17 protein-coding genes are annotated in these 18,018 nt (G+C 43.1%); 14 read left to right on the top strand and 3 right to left on the bottom strand.

Annotation, left to right across the window (positions count from 1 at the left end):
- Window positions 1-55 precede the first annotated feature (55 nt).
- The 3 genes from R8P61_06875 to R8P61_06865 form a co-directional block, all read right to left on the bottom strand.
- Window positions 56-1,447 carry an alginate export family protein gene (locus R8P61_06875; GenBank protein ID MDW3646765.1) on the bottom strand — a complete coding sequence of 464 codons (1,392 nt, stop codon included), beginning with the start codon at window positions 1,445-1,447 and terminating at the stop codon, window positions 56-58.
- An 89-nt stretch (window positions 1,448-1,536) separates the two neighbouring features.
- Complete coding sequence (locus tag R8P61_06870; protein MDW3646764.1) at window positions 1,537-2,019, bottom strand: hypothetical protein; 483 nt, start codon at window positions 2,017-2,019, stop codon at window positions 1,537-1,539.
- Between the two features lie 81 nt (window positions 2,020-2,100).
- Window positions 2,101-3,438: an NAD(P)-binding protein gene (locus tag R8P61_06865; protein MDW3646763.1), complete on the bottom strand. Its 1,338-nt coding sequence runs from the start codon at window positions 3,436-3,438 to the stop codon at window positions 2,101-2,103.
- 370 nt (window positions 3,439-3,808) lie between these two features.
- Between R8P61_06865 and R8P61_06860 the strand changes: the two genes are divergently transcribed.
- The 14 genes from R8P61_06860 to R8P61_06795 all read left to right on the top strand — a co-directional run bounded on the left by R8P61_06860 (window position 3,809) and on the right by R8P61_06795 (window position 18,005).
- Window positions 3,809-4,435 (top strand): hypothetical protein, encoded by a 627-nt coding sequence (locus R8P61_06860; protein ID MDW3646762.1) that lies wholly within the window; start codon window positions 3,809-3,811, stop codon window positions 4,433-4,435.
- A gap of 166 nt (window positions 4,436-4,601) precedes the next feature.
- Complete coding sequence (locus R8P61_06855) at window positions 4,602-5,126, top strand: helix-turn-helix domain-containing protein (GenBank protein MDW3646761.1); 525 nt, start codon at window positions 4,602-4,604, stop codon at window positions 5,124-5,126.
- A gap of 59 nt (window positions 5,127-5,185) precedes the next feature.
- Window positions 5,186-5,803: a hypothetical protein gene (locus R8P61_06850; GenBank protein MDW3646760.1), complete on the top strand. Its 618-nt coding sequence runs from the start codon at window positions 5,186-5,188 to the stop codon at window positions 5,801-5,803.
- A 31-nt stretch (window positions 5,804-5,834) separates the two neighbouring features.
- Entirely contained in the window at window positions 5,835-6,302 is a 468-nt protein-coding gene (locus R8P61_06845) for a (2Fe-2S)-binding protein (protein ID MDW3646759.1), read from the top strand.
- A gap of 17 nt (window positions 6,303-6,319) precedes the next feature.
- Window positions 6,320-8,485 carry a molybdopterin cofactor-binding domain-containing protein gene (locus R8P61_06840; protein MDW3646758.1) on the top strand — a complete coding sequence of 722 codons (2,166 nt, stop codon included), beginning with the start codon at window positions 6,320-6,322 and terminating at the stop codon, window positions 8,483-8,485.
- A gap of 297 nt (window positions 8,486-8,782) precedes the next feature.
- On the top strand, window positions 8,783-9,559 hold the full coding sequence (locus R8P61_06835) for an IclR family transcriptional regulator (protein MDW3646757.1): 777 nt from the start codon (window positions 8,783-8,785) through the stop codon (window positions 9,557-9,559).
- A 3-nt stretch (window positions 9,560-9,562) separates the two neighbouring features.
- A complete protein-coding gene (locus tag R8P61_06830) occupies window positions 9,563-10,666 on the top strand; it encodes a tryptophan 2,3-dioxygenase family protein (GenBank protein ID MDW3646756.1) in 1,104 nt (367 codons plus the stop codon).
- Between the two features lie 38 nt (window positions 10,667-10,704).
- Complete coding sequence (locus R8P61_06825; GenBank protein MDW3646755.1) at window positions 10,705-11,220, top strand: 3-hydroxyanthranilate 3,4-dioxygenase; 516 nt, start codon at window positions 10,705-10,707, stop codon at window positions 11,218-11,220.
- A gap of 34 nt (window positions 11,221-11,254) precedes the next feature.
- Window positions 11,255-12,343: an amidohydrolase family protein gene (locus R8P61_06820; protein MDW3646754.1), complete on the top strand. Its 1,089-nt coding sequence runs from the start codon at window positions 11,255-11,257 to the stop codon at window positions 12,341-12,343.
- Window positions 12,344-13,627, top strand: a complete 1,284-nt coding sequence (gene kynU / locus R8P61_06815) for a kynureninase (GenBank protein ID MDW3646753.1) — start codon at window positions 12,344-12,346, stop codon at window positions 13,625-13,627.
- A gap of 8 nt (window positions 13,628-13,635) precedes the next feature.
- Window positions 13,636-14,982, top strand: coding sequence for an NAD(P)/FAD-dependent oxidoreductase (locus R8P61_06810; protein MDW3646752.1), 1,347 nt, complete (start codon window positions 13,636-13,638; stop codon window positions 14,980-14,982).
- Window positions 14,979-15,740, top strand: coding sequence for a cyclase family protein (locus tag R8P61_06805; GenBank protein ID MDW3646751.1), 762 nt, complete (start codon window positions 14,979-14,981; stop codon window positions 15,738-15,740). Before R8P61_06810 ends, R8P61_06805 begins: the two co-directional genes overlap by 4 nt.
- Window positions 15,741-15,766: 26 nt before the next feature.
- The gene (locus R8P61_06800; protein ID MDW3646750.1) at window positions 15,767-16,210 is read left to right on the top strand and encodes a RidA family protein; all 444 of its coding nucleotides are present in this window, start codon (window positions 15,767-15,769) and stop codon (window positions 16,208-16,210) included.
- Window positions 16,211-16,568: 358 nt separating this feature from the next.
- Window positions 16,569-18,005 carry an aldehyde dehydrogenase gene (locus tag R8P61_06795; protein ID MDW3646749.1) on the top strand — a complete coding sequence of 479 codons (1,437 nt, stop codon included), beginning with the start codon at window positions 16,569-16,571 and terminating at the stop codon, window positions 18,003-18,005.
- The last annotated feature ends 13 nt before the right edge of the window (window positions 18,006-18,018 follow it).

Genomic DNA, 18,018 nt, shown 5'->3' with positions numbered 1-18,018 from the left:
GTTTCACCTGCTTTAACCATGCCTATTGATTACTGTAGTCTGATAATAATTCAACTCAAAACTTAAAGGTGAATTTACCGGAAAAATAGGAGATAGCCTGGCCCTGACCTGTTTCTTTCACAAACATTCCAGGCAATATATGAGTAAGCTCGAAGTACAAATTCCAGGTATAATCTGGCAGATACCAAAGCTCCATACTCAGTTTTTGCCCAATATCCTTCTGATCTGACTGAAAAAGCTGGGCTACATTTGGGCGGGTTTGAACTCGACCGGGGGTATAAATACCATCATTCTCATTTTGCCGCCACATAAAATGGCTACTCATGATGATCCGAAAATTAGCGGGAGGATTGTATTCGAAAGAAGGGCCAAGATCGACCAGATTCGTGGCTCCTATCGGAATAGATAGACCGAAAGAAGGTTTCGAAAACAACATATTGTAGGTATTCAGGACATTGTCCGTAGGAGACTTATCTCCGCTTATATATTTGAGACTAAAGCCGGGTATAAAACTATGGCCCTTCAGGGGAATTCGGAAAGCCGCATCCGCCGACAAATAGTAGGCAGAAATAGAAGCACTATTAAAATTCCCAAACTGATACATAGCCAGCATATCATAAACAAGGCCTTCTCTCGCTCTTTGATACATTCGCATGCCAAGGGTTTGGCGATTCTCTATGCCCCTCTGAAAATTATAAGCATTATTCTCTGAATAGAATCCCACATAATAAGCGTCCAGCGTTCTTTTCCCTAAAGGAAAAACCCCATAAAGAGACCAGATATATTCCGGAATGCGGCTATTGTCCAACACTCCATTCTGAGAAATAATGGGAGTTGCCAAAAAAGAGTAGAGCTTATAGGATTTTTTTTCCAGGCCCAACATGATCGCATCAAAGTTTAGTCTATTGTTAGGCACCTCACGAACAGCAACAATATAGGGGGAAGCAAAACTAATTTCCTGCCTGCCGAGTTGAGCAAAAAAGCCAGATGTTCCTTTGGGCCTCCACTGAATGAATGCCTGATGCAAGGCCAGGGGATCTTCATCAATTTGAGGAGTAAGATCGGGTTTATTGAAAGCGAAAGTAGAATTGATCTGGGTAAAAAGCCGCCATTGCTCTCCCAAACGTACATCCGCATGTAACATAAACCGATGCCAAAGATGTCCGTTTTTATCCTCTTCCACCCCGGGCCGCAAATCCCCAAAATTGATATTTCTGAATAATTGATATTGCTCTCTTAGCTCCCCTCCGATAGAGATCGATGCCTGCTTGTCTTTGCTAAGAGGCATGTATTTCAAATGCTCATAGTATTTTTTCTCCAGCGTATCATTCCCCAACAAATAAGAGAAATCATCGAAACACCTGTAAATCTTAAAAGGTCCAGGTTGAGCAAAAGCCCTGAAGCTAAAGAGGAGAAGAAAAATACAGGTCGCGTAAATAGAATTCATGAGTAGCAGCAATCAGTAATCAATACTCCCTCTTTCCCAACTCAGGCAACTTAGTAAAAATGTAGCATGCTGAGGCAATCATAAATCTTTTATTCCGTAGCCGTTTTCACATTTCTCAACAAAATAATCACCACAACAATCAAAGCATAGGCGGCAACAATTGCAGGCACATAAGCAATAATACCGGCCAGATTTCCTGCTCCAGCGGCATTATCTCCGAATGACAAACCATGATTGGGGGCAAAAGCTGCAGCTACGTAAAAAATGGCATTTCCCCAGATAATCACCACCACTGCCCAGGAAATTCTTTTGGACAATTTTTTACTCAAATCACACCAATTAAAAGCCAGGGCAAAGACCAAAGCCATAATCCCATTCATAATATTTCCAGTATGAACAGCTCGCCAGGCAGCCGTAGTTCCCGGAACCTGATAATCTATTGAAATCGGTAGCGGAGGAAAAGAAATGAATCCGATTACATTCCAGCCCAGGAAGAATCCTCCAATAAGACCGAGCAGGATTACGCCCAGACCGTTCTGGACCATCCGTCTTTGATCAGTAGTAATAGTCATAGTAGTATCTGTTTTAATAGGTTTTTTGTAAATCCAGGAAAAAGAGTTCCGAAAATCCGCTTGATTGCAATACATCAACAATCAATGAAGGGCGGGCATTCTTTTGGCAGCTTTTTCTAATGCTGGAGCCATTAACATGGCTTTAGCTGCATAAGCAAAATAGGTAAGCATGGGTTCATGGCTCATAAAATTCAGGCGGGACCTAAACATCCATAACGGGAATACCTTATGAACCAATAGTAAATTATTTATGCTGGTAGAATAAGCCTTTGGCCAATCCTCTTTATACTCCGGATGTGGAACCGGAGTCAATTGATTTTTTCGCTTTTCACTTATGTTTGCCAAAGATAAGCGAGCAATAGTGGCCGCGCTAAACACCTGCTGACAAAATAGAATAGATTGTAAAGTGATTTTCCCGTCAGAAAAAATCGGGACCTTTTTCCGTTTGGCTAACCCATTGGCTGAGCAATGTACAAAAAGCGCTTTGCCCGAATAAGCCAACTTTCCTTCTTCAAATTCAATATCTGTAGGGCTTATACTTTTTACCCGACCTAAACGGATTACCTGCCTGATTGTCTGCAATTTTTCCAATTCCTCTGGGCTCACGGTAGCACAGCGCCATTTGCCAGGAGATATTTTTTTATCCAAACGCAGGATTCCTCCTTTCTTTTCCATTTCTAAAAAGATCTCCTCTGACTTCTGAGCTACTTTCATGCAATCCCCATGTTTTAGCACTTCTTCCGCGACTGAACCCTCTTGGATAAACGCCCGATTGAAAAGCCAGGAATCATTAGGACTGATCCAAAAAATATTTTCAACAGGAACCTCCTTATCAAGAAGAAAAAGAATAGCATCCATTCCGGTTTTCCCACTACCCACAACATAAAATTTCTCCCATTTGTCATGGCTATGTAGCAGTTCATTTACCGGCAGCAAATGCACCCCTGCACCTACCTTATATTTAGGAGCATGGGTTGAAGGAACTTCTACTTTCATATAAGTCCCATCCACCAGGCTTTTGTTGATCTTATAGGTATACCGTTGTGCTGGATTTTTGAGACTCACTACCTTCCCATCTCCCAGGTAATCATGTTCCGCTAAAAATTCTACCCTTCCACTAGCCAAAAACTTCTCCATTATCTTATCATAATAGGCAAGCAATTCTGTTTTGGAGGAAAGATCATTACTCCCATTTCCCAGGACAAGAGAATTAACCCCATAAAAGGCAGCGGGTTGATGTAAACGAACAAAGGGATAGGCATCATTCCAATGCCCACCTGCCTTCTCCCTACGGTCAATGATGGTGATTTTCAGCTGAGGCTTTCTACTAAATATTTCGTCGGCAAAAGCAATTCCCATAGCCCCAGCTCCGATAATGAGGTAATCAGTTTCTTTCTCTTGAGTAGTTGTAGCAGTCATGTAGTAGGTTGAAGTAGGTGAAAAATAAAGGGAGTTCGAAGCCCAACAATTCTCAATTTATCAAAAATTGCCCGATGTCGAGAACTCTCCATTAGATTAGGAATACGCGAAGCTACTTAGCTTAAGCTTCGTTCCCATACCAGCAATATCATTTCGGATGGATGGCCAAAAAAAAACACTCCAAGGATTTTTGACAGCATCATAGATAAATTCTGATAACACACTTCCTGCCCAAAATCAACTCATAGACCTACTTGTCTCAGCTTTTTATAAACAATGCGGCCTTTACTTGCCAGAGACAAACATTAGGTCAAACAAGGGACAAGCCTATTTACAAACACAGAAACATTGTCCCCAAAACACATGAATTATGAAAAAGCTATTAGTAAGTCTGGTCTCAGTCGTTTTTATTTTAGGAAACCTATCTGCCCAATCCATCAGTAAAGGAAATTTTCTTGTCGGTTCTACCCTGGGATTTTCAACAGCAGACTCAAAGGTAAAAGTTGAAAGTACCGATTTGAATGAAGAAGGAGATGGTCCTTCTGCCATCCAGATCAATATCGCTCCAAATGTGGGCTATTTCATTGCTGACAATTTTGTAGTGGGAGGCGGGCTTGATTACACCTTCAATTCGGTGAAAGAACCCAATGAAGATGAGGTAAATGACAGTGACCTGCTTTTTGGCCCATTTTTCCGTTACTATCTTCCGGTTCAAAATAATATCGCCTTTTTTTTTCAATCAGATTTTGGCTTCGGAAGTTCTTCTGACACCCAGGAAATAGCGGGAATAAGTAGAAGTGTAAAGTCCAATATTTTTGCGGTAGGCTTTGGACCTGGAATCACGGTTTTCTCTACCCAATCTTTAGGTATTGAGGCCTTAGCCAAGTACAATTATGCCAGAAGTAATTTCAATACCACCGAAGCTGGTATAAGTTCTTCGACAGAAACCCGAACCAATCAGATTGACCTCTCCATTGGATTACAATTTTATTTCTAGCGAGAATACGATTCCACGGCCACATGCTCAAAAGATGTTGGCTAATCAGGTCTATGTTCATTACCCCTTCACTCTGTGAAGGGGTTTTTGTATGTCATACACAAATCCAATTTTATCTCTATATTTGTGAGTAAGTCCTCATTAATATTGCTTACCGCATCCTCTCATGACAGAAAAGCAGGGAAAGATCTTGCAGTCCGCACTTAAATTATTTGCCGAAAAAGGGTACCATTCGACTTCCACAAGGGAGATCGCAGAGAATGCTGAGGTATCAGAAGCATTGATTTTTAGGCATTTTAGTAATAAAGAGGGCTTATTAGAGGCAGTTCTCAAAGATGGAGAGAATAAAGCAAAAAAGATCTACATGGACGTAATCATGGAGACCGATCCGAGAGAATTGATCAGAAAAACCCTGGAAATGAATTTCAATATACCAGAGACTGAATTCGATTTTTGGAGATTGCAGTTCAAGCTTAAATGGGAACTAGAGGTTGACACATACGAAAAAATGAAACCCCTAAGAATAGCCTTAGAGAATGCTTTTAAGGAACTAGGGGAAAATAATCCGGAATTAGAAGCTGATTATATTATCCATTTGATGGATGGCCTGGCAGCCGCAGCTGTTAGAGGGGCATTGCAGGATAAAGAGGGAATGAAGCATCTTCTTTTGAAGAAATATGGATTTGAATGATTTTTTTGCCTAATTTGTAAGTAATTACTTACTCATTATTTGAGTTAATCACATACATTATGCCCACAAAAACTCATCTTTATTTTCTATTATTTTTCCTAATAGCAGTGGCTACCGTAGGCTTTACGAGCCTGAGCGAGGAAAAGACACCTGATAACCATCCACTTAGCACTACTATACTAGAAGCGGCTGATGACACTCCTTTTGACCTGATGATGAAAGTCCTCACTCACAAACGCTGTGTCAATTGTCACCCTTCTGGAGATCGTCCCCGACAGGGAGAGGATAGCCACCCCCATAACTTTGGCGTGCAAAGGGGTCCGGATAATCATGGAGTAGCAGCCTTACGTTGTGAAGGTTGCCACCAACATGAAAACAATGATTTTTCAGGCGTACCCGGAGCACCTGAGTGGAGCCTCGCTCCTTTGGCTATGCAGTGGGAAGGATTAAGCCGGGTAGAAATCGCCCAATCTATGATGGACCGTGCAAATAATGGGAATAGAAGTCTGGCTGAAATCGTAAAGCACCTTACCGAACATGAACTGGTCCTTTGGGCCTGGGAACCAGGCGTGGATGCGGAAGGAAATCCCAGAGAATTGCCGCCAGTTTCAAAAGAAGATTATATCAAAGCGGTAAAAGATTGGGCTGCACAAGGAGCCATCATTCCTGAAGAATAATCAAACGCACTATCTAATAAATTCGAATACAATGAAGATTTCATTCACCATAAATGGAAGCCCGCAAACCGTCGAGGTAGATGGGCATACTCCCCTACTCTGGGTAGTTCGGGATGTCCTGGATTTGAAAGGGACAAAATTTGGCTGTGGAAAGGCCGCCTGTGGGGCTTGTACCCTGCACGTAAATGGCGAGGCCATTCGTTCTTGCTCCTACCCCATTCAAGCTGTGGCCGGCAAGGAAGTTACCACGATCGAGGGGCTAAGTGATGGAGATAATTTACACCCTGCACAGCAGGCCTGGGCAGACGAAGTAGTTCCTCAATGTGGCTATTGTCAACCAGGATTTATCATGGCTACCGCTGCCATGTTGGAACGCATTCCAAATCCAACAGATGAGGACATAGATGCCAATATCGTCAATGTCTGCCGTTGCGCGACTTATTACCGGATGCGTAAAGCTATTCACAAAGCCGCTGAATTGAAAAATGCTAATTCCTAATCCTAAATACCTAAATCATGTCAGAAACAAAGAAATCAAAAAAGACTTCACGCAGGAAGTTTCTCGTTAGGGGAGGATTAGGAACCCTGGGAGTTCTTGCCCTGGGAACCTATGTTTTCAGAAATTCCCTAAGAAGAAGCATCATTGAATTATCAGAAACCCTGGTAGCTCCTTATACAGGAAGCGGAACAGAAGCGAATCTCTGGATTGAAGTGGGAAGCGATAATAGTATTACTCTCCGTTCTCCAAAAGTAGAAATGGGCCAGGGCTCTTTCACCAGTTTCGCCCAGATACTTGCGGATGAATTGGATGTAAATATTAGCCAGATCACTGTAAAAGCTGCAGAAACAGCTTCCGGGATCATAGATGGCCTGAGTACGGGAGGAAGTTTATCTGTTGCTCAACTCTTCCAACCCCTGCGTGAAATGGCTGCAACTATGAGGGAAAAAATCAAACTGGAAGCGGCAGCTAAACTGGGGACATCAGTCTCTGCTTTAAGTACAGCTGAAGGGATCGTCTCAGGCGGTGGAAAAACCATGACCTATGCAGAGGCAGTAGCGGATGTTAGCGATTGGAGCTTGCCAGACACACCGGAACTAAGACCTTTGAAGGATTATAAATATGTGGGAAAACCTGTAGCTCGTATTGACCTAAAAGCCAAAATCATGGGCGAACCCATTTTCGGAATGGATGCCCAAATGGAAAACATGCTTCATGCAGCTGTGGTCAGACCTGAGCATGTAGGGGCCAGCATGAAAAGTGTGGACACAAGTGCGGCAGAAAAAATGCCGGGAGTGGTGAAAGTTATCCGTAAGGATGACTGGGTAGGAGTAATAGCAGAGTCCTATCCTCAGGCATTGGCAGCCAAAAGAAAGCTAAAAGTCGAATGGGACATTCCTAAGAAATGGACTGAAGAAGATCTCAGAGCAGTTATCAAAGTGGGGAATGGAGATAAAATGATCACCCAAAAACATGGAGGAGCTCTCGATGTTGAAGACGAGAACACATTATCCATGGAATTTAATAGTCCTATAGGTGCCCATGCCCAAATAGAACCCAATGGAGCCGTAGCTTCTGTAGCAGATGGAAAGGCTAGCGTTATTCTATCCACTCAGGTCATTGGTATTACCCAACAACAAGTCGCAGAGGCATTAGGGCTAGAGCTTGAAAATGTGAATGTAATTGGAACTTATCTGGGAGGAGGATTTGGGCGAAGGTTGAATACCATACATGCAGTACGTGCTGCACTCATGTCCAAAGAAGTTGGCAAGCCGGTTAAATATTTCTTTACCCGAAAAGAAGAATTTCAACATGATACATTCAGACCCCCGACGAATCATATCATGCGTGGATCTCTGACAGAGAATGGCAATATGAAGTCCCTTGAACACCATTATGCAAGTGGGGACGTGGCCTACAATTCAGTGATCATGCCAGCAGCCCTTCACACCGTTTTGGGAGCAGACGCAGGTGCTCTGAGAGGAGGAAATATCATGTACGACAATCTGGATAGCAGAAGAGCTGTACAATGGCATAGCGATCTCCCTTTTGCTACGAGTTGGTGGAGAAGTTTGGGCTTATTAGCCAATACCTTTGCCATCGAAAGTTTCATTGACGAGATGGCGATAAAAGCAGGTAAAAGTCCGGTTGATTTTCGTCTGGCTATGTTAGGAAATGATGGGAATGCTCTTCGGATCAAGAAGGTAATCGAACTGGCTGCTGAGAAAGGAAATTACCAGGATACTGCGAATGGGAATCGTGCGATGGGCATTGCGGCCTCTATAGATGCGAATGCTCCCTGCGCTCAGGTTGTAGAGGTTTCCGTAGAAAACAATCAAATCAAGGTTCACAAAGTTGTCTGTGCCTTTGATTGTGGAATTGCTGTAAATCCCGATCAGGTAAGGGCTCAGTGTGAAGGTTCCATTATCATGGGTATGAGTGCCTCTATGCATGAAAAAATGGGATTGAAGGACGGAAAACTCTTCCCGACCATTTATGGCCCCTATGATATGGCCCTCATGCGTAATGCGCCTAAAGAGATTGATGTTCACTTGATCCAGGGTGCAGATGTGCCTCTACCGGTCGGTGAACCTCCACTCGGCCCCATTGCAGCCGCCATTGCCAATGCAGTGAAAAGGATCACAGGAAAGCGGCTGACTGATTTACCCATGAAACTGTCTTAGTCTATCTTTCCAAATAAGAAAAAACCTCAGGTGCTGGTAGGTACTTGAGGTTTTTTTTCGCTATGTACGCCCCGCATTATGCCCTCACTCCCTTTTTCTGAGCAAAAAAAAAGGGAGCTTGACCAAAACGGAGGACTTCAAGGAGAACATTTAAAAAGCGGAGATGGACCCAGTTTTTACCCCCCAAATTTTTACTTCACATGAATATGATTTATATTTAATCATTAAGTAAAACGCTGTTTCATTATATAAAACGACTATATTCAAAGACCAAGATCTCAAAATCTTTCTTTACCCATGAAAGAGCTCAAGAGTTCAGTACAAAAGACCTTCGCAATCCTCGAGTACTTCACGGTTCAAAAACCGGAGTGGGGAGTTACGGAATTGGCAGAAGCTATCGGTTCAAACAAGAGTACTGTTTATCGATTTCTTTCTGATATGGGCAAGTTGGGAATTTTATACAAAGATCCTTCCACTGAGAAATACAGTTTAGGTCTAAAACTATTCGAATTGGGAAATCGGGTCCACTTGCAAACAGCCTTTGTGGACAATACCCATCCGGAGCTGATCAAAGTTGCTGGCAGCATCACAGAAACCGTGCACATAGCTGTCTTGAAAAATCACCAGGTTTTTTATGTGGACAAAGTGGAGAGCCCTCAGGGCCTGAAAATCAGCAGTCATATCGGAAGCTATAATCCGGCTTATGCTACTTCTTTAGGAAAGATGCTTCTGGCTTTTCAAGAGGAAGATTTGCAGAAGCAAAGCATAAAAGCCATCATGAACGGAAAAGGCCCTATAGCTTTTACCCAAAACACAATTACCCGACAAGATCTTCTATTAAAAGAATTGAAACAAATCAGGCGAAATGGCTTTGCGATTGATCGAGAAGAATTTGAAATAGGATTGATCTGTGTAGCTGTTCCCATTTTCAATCAAAAAAATGAAGTAGTCGCCAGCCTGAGTGCTTCAGGCCCATCCAACAGATTCGAAGAAGAGAAGGTCTCGGATTATGTAGCTACTCTGAAAAATGGGGCTGACGCCATCCGAAACAGAATCGGATATTTTAAACCCTAAAGAATGAAAACAAAAGAAGGTAAATATACGACCATACATTACCAGGAGTACTTGCAACTCGGCAAACTTCTGAATGCCCAGGATTTGAGAAGTGCTAAACTGGAAGAACCAGCCCATGAAGAAATGCTTTTCATCATTGTGCATCAGGTATATGAACTCTGGTTCAAGCAGATCATTCATGAACTGAATTCTGTTCTGGAATTGTTTGCTGGGCAGGAAGTAAAAGATCGCGACCTGAGTATAGCGATAGGAAGAATGAGAAGGGTGGAAAGCATCCTGAAATTGCTAGTCGAACAAATCGCCATCATGGAAAGCATGACGCCTTTGGATTTCCTGGATTTCAGAAATTATCTCTTTCCGGCCTCAGGCTTTCAAAGTTTTCAATTCAGAGCCGTCGAGTGCTTACTGGGTTTGCCGGAAAAACAAAGAATGACCTATCACGGTCATAGATATAGTTCTGTTTTTCCAGAAGAACAACAAGCGCAACTGGATTCCATATATGAGGGAGGCACCTTATTGGAAAAGGTTAACGATTGGCTCGGAAGGGTTCCTTTCCTAAACTTAAATGGCTTTGATTTCCTTTCTATTTACAAACAGTCAGTAAATCAGATGCTGGAAAAAGAAAGCCAGGCAATCCTTTCTTCCGAATACCTGACGGATAAAGAGAAAGAGATGCGGAAGAAAATGACGGGGAGTATGGACACCTACTTTCAAGCCATTCTAGAAAGAGAAACACACGAAAAATTGTTAAAGGAGGGAAAAAAACGCCTCTCTTATGAGGCAACTATAGGAGCGCTTTTCATCAATCTCTATCGCGATGAGCCCATTTTACAACTCCCTTTTCAATTTATCAGTTGCCTCATTGATATCGACAATCAAATGACCAGCTGGAGATTTCGTCATGCCCAAATGGTATTGCGAATGATTGGAAATAAAATCGGAACCGGAGGCTCATCCGGGCATGAATATCTGGCAAAAACGGCCCAGGAACATCAGATCTTTTCAGATTTTCACAACATCTCAACCTTATTGATCCCTCGATCTGAATTACCCGCTTTGCCCAAAGAGATTTTAGCACAACTGAACTTCCATTTCAACACAAAATAAATCATCAGCTTTCTTTCACCTTTAATCCTTAAAAAACTATGGCAAAATTAGCTCCGGCAATCAATTTCAAAGCTTGGATAGAGGATAACAGACATCTTCTCAAACCACCCGTTGGAAACAAAGCCATCTACAATGAAGATTACATTGTGATGGTAGTCGGTGGTCCCAATTCTCGCAAAGACTATCACCTGAATCAAACGCCTGAGTTCTTTTACCAGGTAGAAGGAGATATTATTCTAAAGGTTATTGAAGAAGGAGAAGCCAGAGATATTCATATCCGCGAAGGAGAAGTCTTTTATTTACCCCCCAATATCCCTCACTCTCCACAAAGAGGTCCCAATACAGTAGGGCTGGTAATAGAGCAAAAAAGAGAAGAAGATATGGAAGATGGCCTTGCATGGTTTTGTGAAAACTGCCACAACAAACTCTACGAGGAACCCTTTATGCTAAAAAATATTGAGACGGATATGCCTGTCTTATTTGACAAGTATTACTCCAATGAAGGTTTGCGAACCTGTGATTCATGCGGTGCAAAAATGGAACCGCCCAAATAGAATTTTCACCTTAGCCCCCTCCAAGCCAATAGCGATGAACAAATTACGCATCAATGGTCACTCCCATCTCCTGCCTTATCCGGAACAAATCCCTTCCTATTTGAAGGAAAAAGAGATTTTCTGGATTGACGAGGACAGAGAATATATGCTTCAAAAAGGCTGGAAACGTCCGGTAACGGATTCCAGTTTCTTTCTCAATGAAAAACTGGAATGGATGGAAAAAAACCGCATAGACCATGCGGTCGTCCTGAACCTTTCCCAATTGTACGGAAATGGGCTTCGCATTCGCGATATGAAATATGCCCTGCGCTTTCAGAATGATTTCAACGCTCAGGTCCAGCATGACCATCCCACAAAATTCACTTGTGGTTTTGTTGTTCATGCAGGTTTCATAGATGGTGCTTGCTGGGAAATTGAGCGATGTGTAGAGGAACTGGGATTAAAAGTCCTTTGCTTGCCCACCCATTATATGGACTCGATTGGAACCTGGAGAGGCATTTTTGATAAGGAAACAGCTCCTATTCTGGAATTGGCAAACAAATACAAACTTGCCATAGAAATTCATCCTTATGATGGAGAAAAGTTCATCCAGCTCCAAAATAAAGCCTGGCGATTCCACCTGATTTGGATGATTGCTCAATGTGCAGATGCCTATCACTTTTATACCCTGGACGGACTTTATGATAAGTATCCCAATATTCGGGTATGTTTCGCCCATGGAGGTCAGTTGAATCACCTCAATATTGGAAGAAGGACGCAGGGATTTGATGGACGTCCAGATTTGTTTGAAGGTCAGGTAAGACCCCGAAAAGCAATCGGACATCCCAATATTTATTTCGACACCCTGGTTCATGATACCTTCTCTTTGGATCTCATGGTTAGACGGCAAAAAGGTACGGACCAGATCATTCTAGGTTTGGATGATCCTTATCCTTTAGGGGAAATGGAAAGTGAAGCTCAATCTTCCTATCCGGGCAAATTGCTGGATCTGGCAGTAGAAGAAGGAGTGATCACCCAGGAACAGCACCATGAAATATGGTATGACAATGTAGTTCGTTGGCTATGTGGAGATGAAAAAGATCAGTTTTTACAAAGGGTTTCACAGAATACATTACAAAGCTAAATGACCGTAAAGACGCATCAATTAGAGCTTGCTTATGCGCGCAAACTGGATGAGCAGGACGAATTAAGGTCCTATAGATCGCACTTTCATTTGCCTCTTCAGGAAAATGGCGAGGAATACATCTATTTCTGCGGAAACTCTCTGGGCCTCCAGGCCAAATCGACAGAAGAAGCTCTCCAGCAGGAGCTCAAGGATTGGAAGAAATTAGGAGTCGAAGGGCATTTTCATGCAAAAAACCCATGGATGCCCTACCATGAATTCCTGACTGCAGCCATGGCTAAAGTTGTAGGCGCAAAGCCCAAAGAAGTGGTGGTCATGAATACCCTTACAGTCAACCTCCACTTGATGATGGTTTCCTTTTATCAGGTCAAAGGAAAGCGGAGAAAAGTAGTCATAGAATCAGATGCTTTTCCCTCAGATAAATATGCCGTCGAATCTCAAATTCGATTTCGTGGACTTGAGCCTAAAGAATGTTTGATTGAACTCAAACCCCGAGAAGGAGAATACTGCCTGAGAGAAGAGGATATTCAAGCTCTGATTCAGGAACAGGGAGAAGAAATTTCTCTCATCATGCTGGGCAATAGTAATTACTATACCGGTCAGTATTTCGACATGAAAAAGATCAGCGAATGGGGACATGCGCAGGGTTGCTATGTTGGCTTTGACTGTGCGCATGGAGCAGGCAATCTTCCTCTGGATCTCCATAATTCCGGCTGCGATTTTGCTGTCTGGTGCAATTATAAATACCTCAATTCGGGTCCCGGAGGTATGGGGGGCGTTTTTGTGCATGAACGACATCATCACAACAATTCTCTTCCTCGCTTTGAAGGATGGTGGGGACACAATAAGGATACTCGTTTCAAAATGAGAGATGCCTTTGAACCCATTCCCAGCACAGAAGCCTGGCAGTTGAGCAATCCTCCTATCATGGCAATGGCTGCCGTTTGGTCTTCTTTGAAACTCTTTGAGGAAGTGGGCATGGATCGCTTGCGGAAAAAAGCCATTCAGCTTACGGGATATCTGGAATACCTGGTAAAATCTTTGGGAGAGGATGTCGTGGAAATCATTACTCCCGCAGATCCTACCCAAAGGGGATCACAACTTTCTATTCGCGTAAAAAATGCTACCAAAGATCTCTTTAACATAATCAGTGAAAAGGGAGTTATTGCTGACTGGAGAGAGCCGGATGTGATTCGTGTGGCTCCTACGGCTATGTACAATTCTTATGAGGATGTACATCATTTTTATACGATATTAAAATCTGCAATTGCTGAGCGTTTGTAATTGAACTTATGAATAAAGAAAAAATCATCATAGTTGGAGCAGGGCTCTGTGGAAGTTTACTAGCCATAAGAATGGCACAAAGAGGGTATAAAGTCGCCCTTTATGAGAAAAGAACGGATATGCGGGGAGAGGTGCTGGATGCCGGCAGGTCCATAAATCTGGCCTTGTCTAATCGCGGTCTGATGGCCCTGGATTCAGCTAATTTAAAGGAAAGCATCCTCGAGACCTGCATCCCTATGAAAGGACGAATGATTCATCCCGTAGAGGGAGCACCTTTTCTTTCGCCCTATAGTGGAAGATCGGCTGATTATATCAATTCGGTATCTCGTCCAGGTTTAAATATTGCCTTGCTCAATGAAGCAGAAGGCTATGAAAATATAGAACTTCATTTTGACGCCAAAGTACTCAACATAGACTTGAGAGAAGCTCGCATTTCCTATCGGAGTGCAGAAGGAACAAAAGAAGATCAGGGAGCCATTGTGATTGGGACAGATGGTGCGGGTTCTATCGTCAGAAGAAGCATGATGGGACATACTACCGAATTGCTATTCAATTATTCACAGGATTTTCTCAGACATGGATACAAGGAATTGAGCATCCATCCCGATGCCAGTGGAAGCTGGAAGATTGAGAAAGAAGCCCTTCATATCTGGCCTAGAGGAAGTTTCATGATCATTGCTTTGCCAAATCTCGACGGCAGCTTTACCCTGACCATGTTTCATCCTTTTGATACTGAAATCGGATTTAACGGATTAGATACAAGCGAAAAACTGGAAGCCTTCTTTCATGAATATTATCCAAGCTTACTCCCCTACATTCCCCACTATCAGGAAGAGTTTGCCGAGAATCCGGTGGGAACCCTTGGAACCATCAAATGCTATCCCTGGCAGGCATTTGGCAAAGGCTTGATCATGGGAGATGCTTCTCATGCCATTGTTCCCTTTTATGGTCAGGGGATGAATGCATCTTTGGAAGATGTGCGGGTGTTTGATGAAATTTTGGAGAAAGAGGGGGCAAACTGGGAAAAAGTATTCACGACTTTCCAGGACAAACGAAAAAAGAATACCGATGCTATTGCAGATTTGGCCATTGACAATTTCTATGAAATGAGAGATCATGTAGATGATTTGAATTTCATGAGAAAGCGGAAGATCGAAATGCAATTAGAGCAGGAATTTCCGGATTACTATTCCAAATATTCCCTGGTAACATTCCAACCCGAGCTGCCTTATGAAAAGGCAATGATACGTGGGAGGAAGCAGGATCAACTTTTATTGGATTTGTGTAGCCAAGACGATTTCGACCAAATTCCTCTCGAAGTTTACCACCGAAAACTAATGAGTATTAACGGATGAGAATTCAATTGACACATGCAGGCGAAAATTATGAGGCTGATCTTAATCAGCCCCTGGATATCTCGATTCCATTAGGGCAAGTAAAATGTTTTTTTGCTGACGATTTTAAAATCAGTCCGGTTATGGCGATTGATTTTGTGGGTTCGGTAAAAATGGGATCTCCGGTAAACTTTTTCGATGTGGAAATGAATCCTCATGGAAATGGGACACATACCGAATGTCTCGGCCACATTACGCTCAAGCATCAATCCCTCAATGACCAACTGAAACAATTTCATTTCTTTGCGAATGTGCTCAGCATTTCCCTTGAAGAAAAAGAAGGGGGAGATCGAGTAATTACGAAAGAGAAGCTTCAGGCGGCTTTGCCTGAAAGAATAGAGGAAGCCATTATCATCAGAACCTTGCCCAATTCTGAGGAAAAACTGAACAAAAATTATTCGGGCAAAAATCCTCCGTATTTGCACCACGAAGCCATGAAGTTTTTGGTGGAAAATAAAGTCAAACATTTATTGATTGATCTTCCTTCTGTAGATAGAGAAAGTGATGAGGGCAAACTCTTGTCTCATCATGTATTTTGGAAAGTATTTCATCGCGAGGCCCTGGACGATTCACGGGCAGATTGTACCATTACAGAACTGATCTATGTTCCGGATGAAATCGAAGATGGGCTCTATCTGCTAAACCTGCAATTTCCATCCATGCCCCTGGATGCAGCTCCAAGCAAACCCGTCCTTTACAAACTCAATAAGAAGTCCTAATTTCCGCTAAGCAAACCCTAAATACCATGAGTGGAAAAGTACTCAAAGACAAAGCCCAGCCCTTAGGCAATTATCCTCATGTAAAACGTGTAGGAGACTTCCTCTATGTATCTGGAACCAGTAGCCGCCGCAAAGACAATACCCATGTTGGCGCCGTGCAAGATGAAGCTGGGAATTGGCAATTGGACATACGCGCCCAAACCAAAGCTGTGATAGAAAACATCGGAGAGGTACTCAAAAGCGAAGGAGCCGATCTAAGCCATCTTATAGATATAACCAGTTTCCTGGTCGATATGGAAGATTTCAAAGGCTATAATGAAGTGTATGGAAGCTTCTTCGATCATGAGACAGGCCCGGCAAGAACTACTGTAGCCGTTCACCAGCTCCCCCACCCCAATCTACTGATTGAAATAAAGGCAGTTGCATATTTGCCTTCGAACCAAAACGTAATCTGGAATCCGGGGAAGTAAATCCAACAGAAAATGTCATCCCGAGCCCCGTTGAGGGACCTCAATTTCTTCCCATCTTTTCTTCTCAACTCAAAGGAGAACCTAAGATACAGAATTGAGACCCTTCCTCTTCGCTCAGGCTGACAGCAGGCTTTGAAAAATATACCCAAGTGGCGACAGGACTTTGCTGCTGCATGAAATAAAATGTAAGCTCCTGGAGCGACAGGGCCTCACTGCTGCACAGGCTGAGGGGCAGGAAAGCGGGATGGCGCGCTTTGCAGCAGCTTGATTTTTTGTGCTGACTGTCCTGAATTATCAATGAAGGATCTCATCTAAGGTAAAAGAAAACAATCCTTCAGAAATAGAATAAAATACCCTTATGAAATCAATCAGTAACTACATAAACGGAGAACTAATTTCTCCCATACAAGGAAAATACCTGGATCTTTTCGATCCTTCTTGTGGAGAGGTATATGCCCGGGTTCCAAATTCAGATATATCCGATGTAGAGAAAGCCCTAGAAGCTGCTGAAGCAGCTTTCCCAGCCTGGTCAGGAAGTTCAAATGATGAAAGAAGTCGAGTCCTCTACAGAATTGCTGAACTGATTGAGGAAAAGCTTGACCAACTGGCAAAAGCAGAATCATTAGACAATGGAAAACCCATCTGGCTTGCAAAGAAAGTGGACATTCCTCGTGCCTCCTCTAACTTCCGTTTCTTCGCCCAGGCCATCACGCAGTTTTCCACTCATTCCCATGAAATGAGCGATGCCATCAACTATACCCTGCGTCAGGCGTTGGGAGTAGTTGCTACCATATCTCCCTGGAATTTACCCCTCTATCTCTTTACCTGGAAAATAGCGCCGGCTCTGGCAGCAGGAAATACTGTGATTGCTAAACCTTCAGAGGTAACTCCCATGTCTGCTTATTTGCTCTCTGAAATTTGCATAGAAGCCGGTCTCCCAAAAGGAGTGCTCAATATCGTGCATGGAGACGGCCCCCGTGTAGGCGCAGAACTCAGCAAACATCCCAGGATCAAAGCCATTTCCTTTACCGGTAGTACAGCTGTAGGAGCAGAAATTGCGAAAGTATGTGCTCCGGCTTTTAAGAAGGTCTCACTCGAAATGGGAGGAAAGAACCCCAACCTCATTTTTGCTGATTGTAATTATGAAAAGATGCTGGATACGACTATTCGATCTTCTTTTGCCAATCAGGGGCAGATTTGTCTGTGTGGATCGAGGATACTGGTTGAAAAGTCGATATACGAAAGATTCAAAAAGGATTTTGTCGAACGCACTAAAGCACTGAAAGTGGGACATCCCTCGGATGATTCTTCTAATTTAGGAGCCCTTGTATCAAAAGTACATTATGAGAAAGTGCTTTCGTACATTCGGCTGGCCAAGGAAGAAGGAGGAAAAATTTTGGCCGGAGGAGAAGCAGTCTTCCCGGAAGCTTATGAAAAGGGATGGTATATTTCCCCGACTATCATCGAAGGATTGCCCCAGGATTGCCGTACGAATCAGGAAGAAATTTTTGGACCGGTAGTTACTATCATGCCTTTCGAGACCGAAGAAGAAGCCCTGCTTTATGCCAATAGCACAGAATATGGCTTATCCTGTACCATCTGGACAGAAAATCTCAGCCGAGCTCATCGCATTGCCAAAAACATACATGCCGGTATCGTCTGGATCAATTGCTGGCTGCTGCGGGACTTGAGGACTCCCTTTGGGGGAGTAAAGAATTCTGGTATAGGTCGCGAAGGAGGATTTGAAGCCCTCCGATTTTTCACCGAACCCAAAAATGTATGTATACAGTTTTAAGTAGCCTTGTCCT

It is taken from the genome of Bacteroidia bacterium (genome assembly GCA_033391075.1).
In the GTDB taxonomy this organism is placed as follows: Bacteria; Bacteroidota; Bacteroidia; order J057; family J057; genus JAWPMV01.
Note: the sequence above shows the minus strand (reverse complement) of the source record. Positions and strands in the feature narration are given on the sequence as shown.

Bases quoted from the DNA above. Each gene is read 5' to 3' on its own strand.
- R8P61_06820 (MDW3646754.1), top strand. From the start codon at position 11,255: ATGAACAAATTACGCATCAATGGTCACTCCCATCTCCTGCCTTATCCG.
- R8P61_06870 (MDW3646764.1), bottom strand. From the start codon at position 2,019: ATGACTATTACTACTGATCAAAGACGGATGGTCCAGAACGGTCTGGGC.
- R8P61_06865 (MDW3646763.1), bottom strand. From the start codon at position 3,438: ATGACTGCTACAACTACTCAAGAGAAAGAAACTGATTACCTCATTATC.
- R8P61_06875 (MDW3646765.1), bottom strand. From the start codon at position 1,447: ATGAATTCTATTTACGCGACCTGTATTTTTCTTCTCCTCTTTAGCTTC.
- R8P61_06845 (MDW3646759.1), top strand. From the start codon at position 5,835: ATGAAGATTTCATTCACCATAAATGGAAGCCCGCAAACCGTCGAGGTA.
- R8P61_06830 (MDW3646756.1), top strand. From the start codon at position 9,563: ATGAAAACAAAAGAAGGTAAATATACGACCATACATTACCAGGAGTAC.
- kynU (MDW3646753.1), top strand. From the start codon at position 12,344: ATGACCGTAAAGACGCATCAATTAGAGCTTGCTTATGCGCGCAAACTG.
- R8P61_06800 (MDW3646750.1), top strand. From the start codon at position 15,767: ATGAGTGGAAAAGTACTCAAAGACAAAGCCCAGCCCTTAGGCAATTAT.
- R8P61_06840 (MDW3646758.1), top strand. From the start codon at position 6,320: ATGTCAGAAACAAAGAAATCAAAAAAGACTTCACGCAGGAAGTTTCTC.
- R8P61_06810 (MDW3646752.1), top strand. From the start codon at position 13,636: ATGAATAAAGAAAAAATCATCATAGTTGGAGCAGGGCTCTGTGGAAGT.
- R8P61_06825 (MDW3646755.1), top strand. From the start codon at position 10,705: ATGGCAAAATTAGCTCCGGCAATCAATTTCAAAGCTTGGATAGAGGAT.
- R8P61_06850 (MDW3646760.1), top strand. From the start codon at position 5,186: ATGCCCACAAAAACTCATCTTTATTTTCTATTATTTTTCCTAATAGCA.
- R8P61_06860 (MDW3646762.1), top strand. From the start codon at position 3,809: ATGAAAAAGCTATTAGTAAGTCTGGTCTCAGTCGTTTTTATTTTAGGA.
- R8P61_06835 (MDW3646757.1), top strand. From the start codon at position 8,783: ATGAAAGAGCTCAAGAGTTCAGTACAAAAGACCTTCGCAATCCTCGAG.
- R8P61_06855 (MDW3646761.1), top strand. From the start codon at position 4,602: ATGACAGAAAAGCAGGGAAAGATCTTGCAGTCCGCACTTAAATTATTT.
- R8P61_06805 (MDW3646751.1), top strand. From the start codon at position 14,979: ATGAGAATTCAATTGACACATGCAGGCGAAAATTATGAGGCTGATCTT.
- R8P61_06795 (MDW3646749.1), top strand. From the start codon at position 16,569: ATGAAATCAATCAGTAACTACATAAACGGAGAACTAATTTCTCCCATA.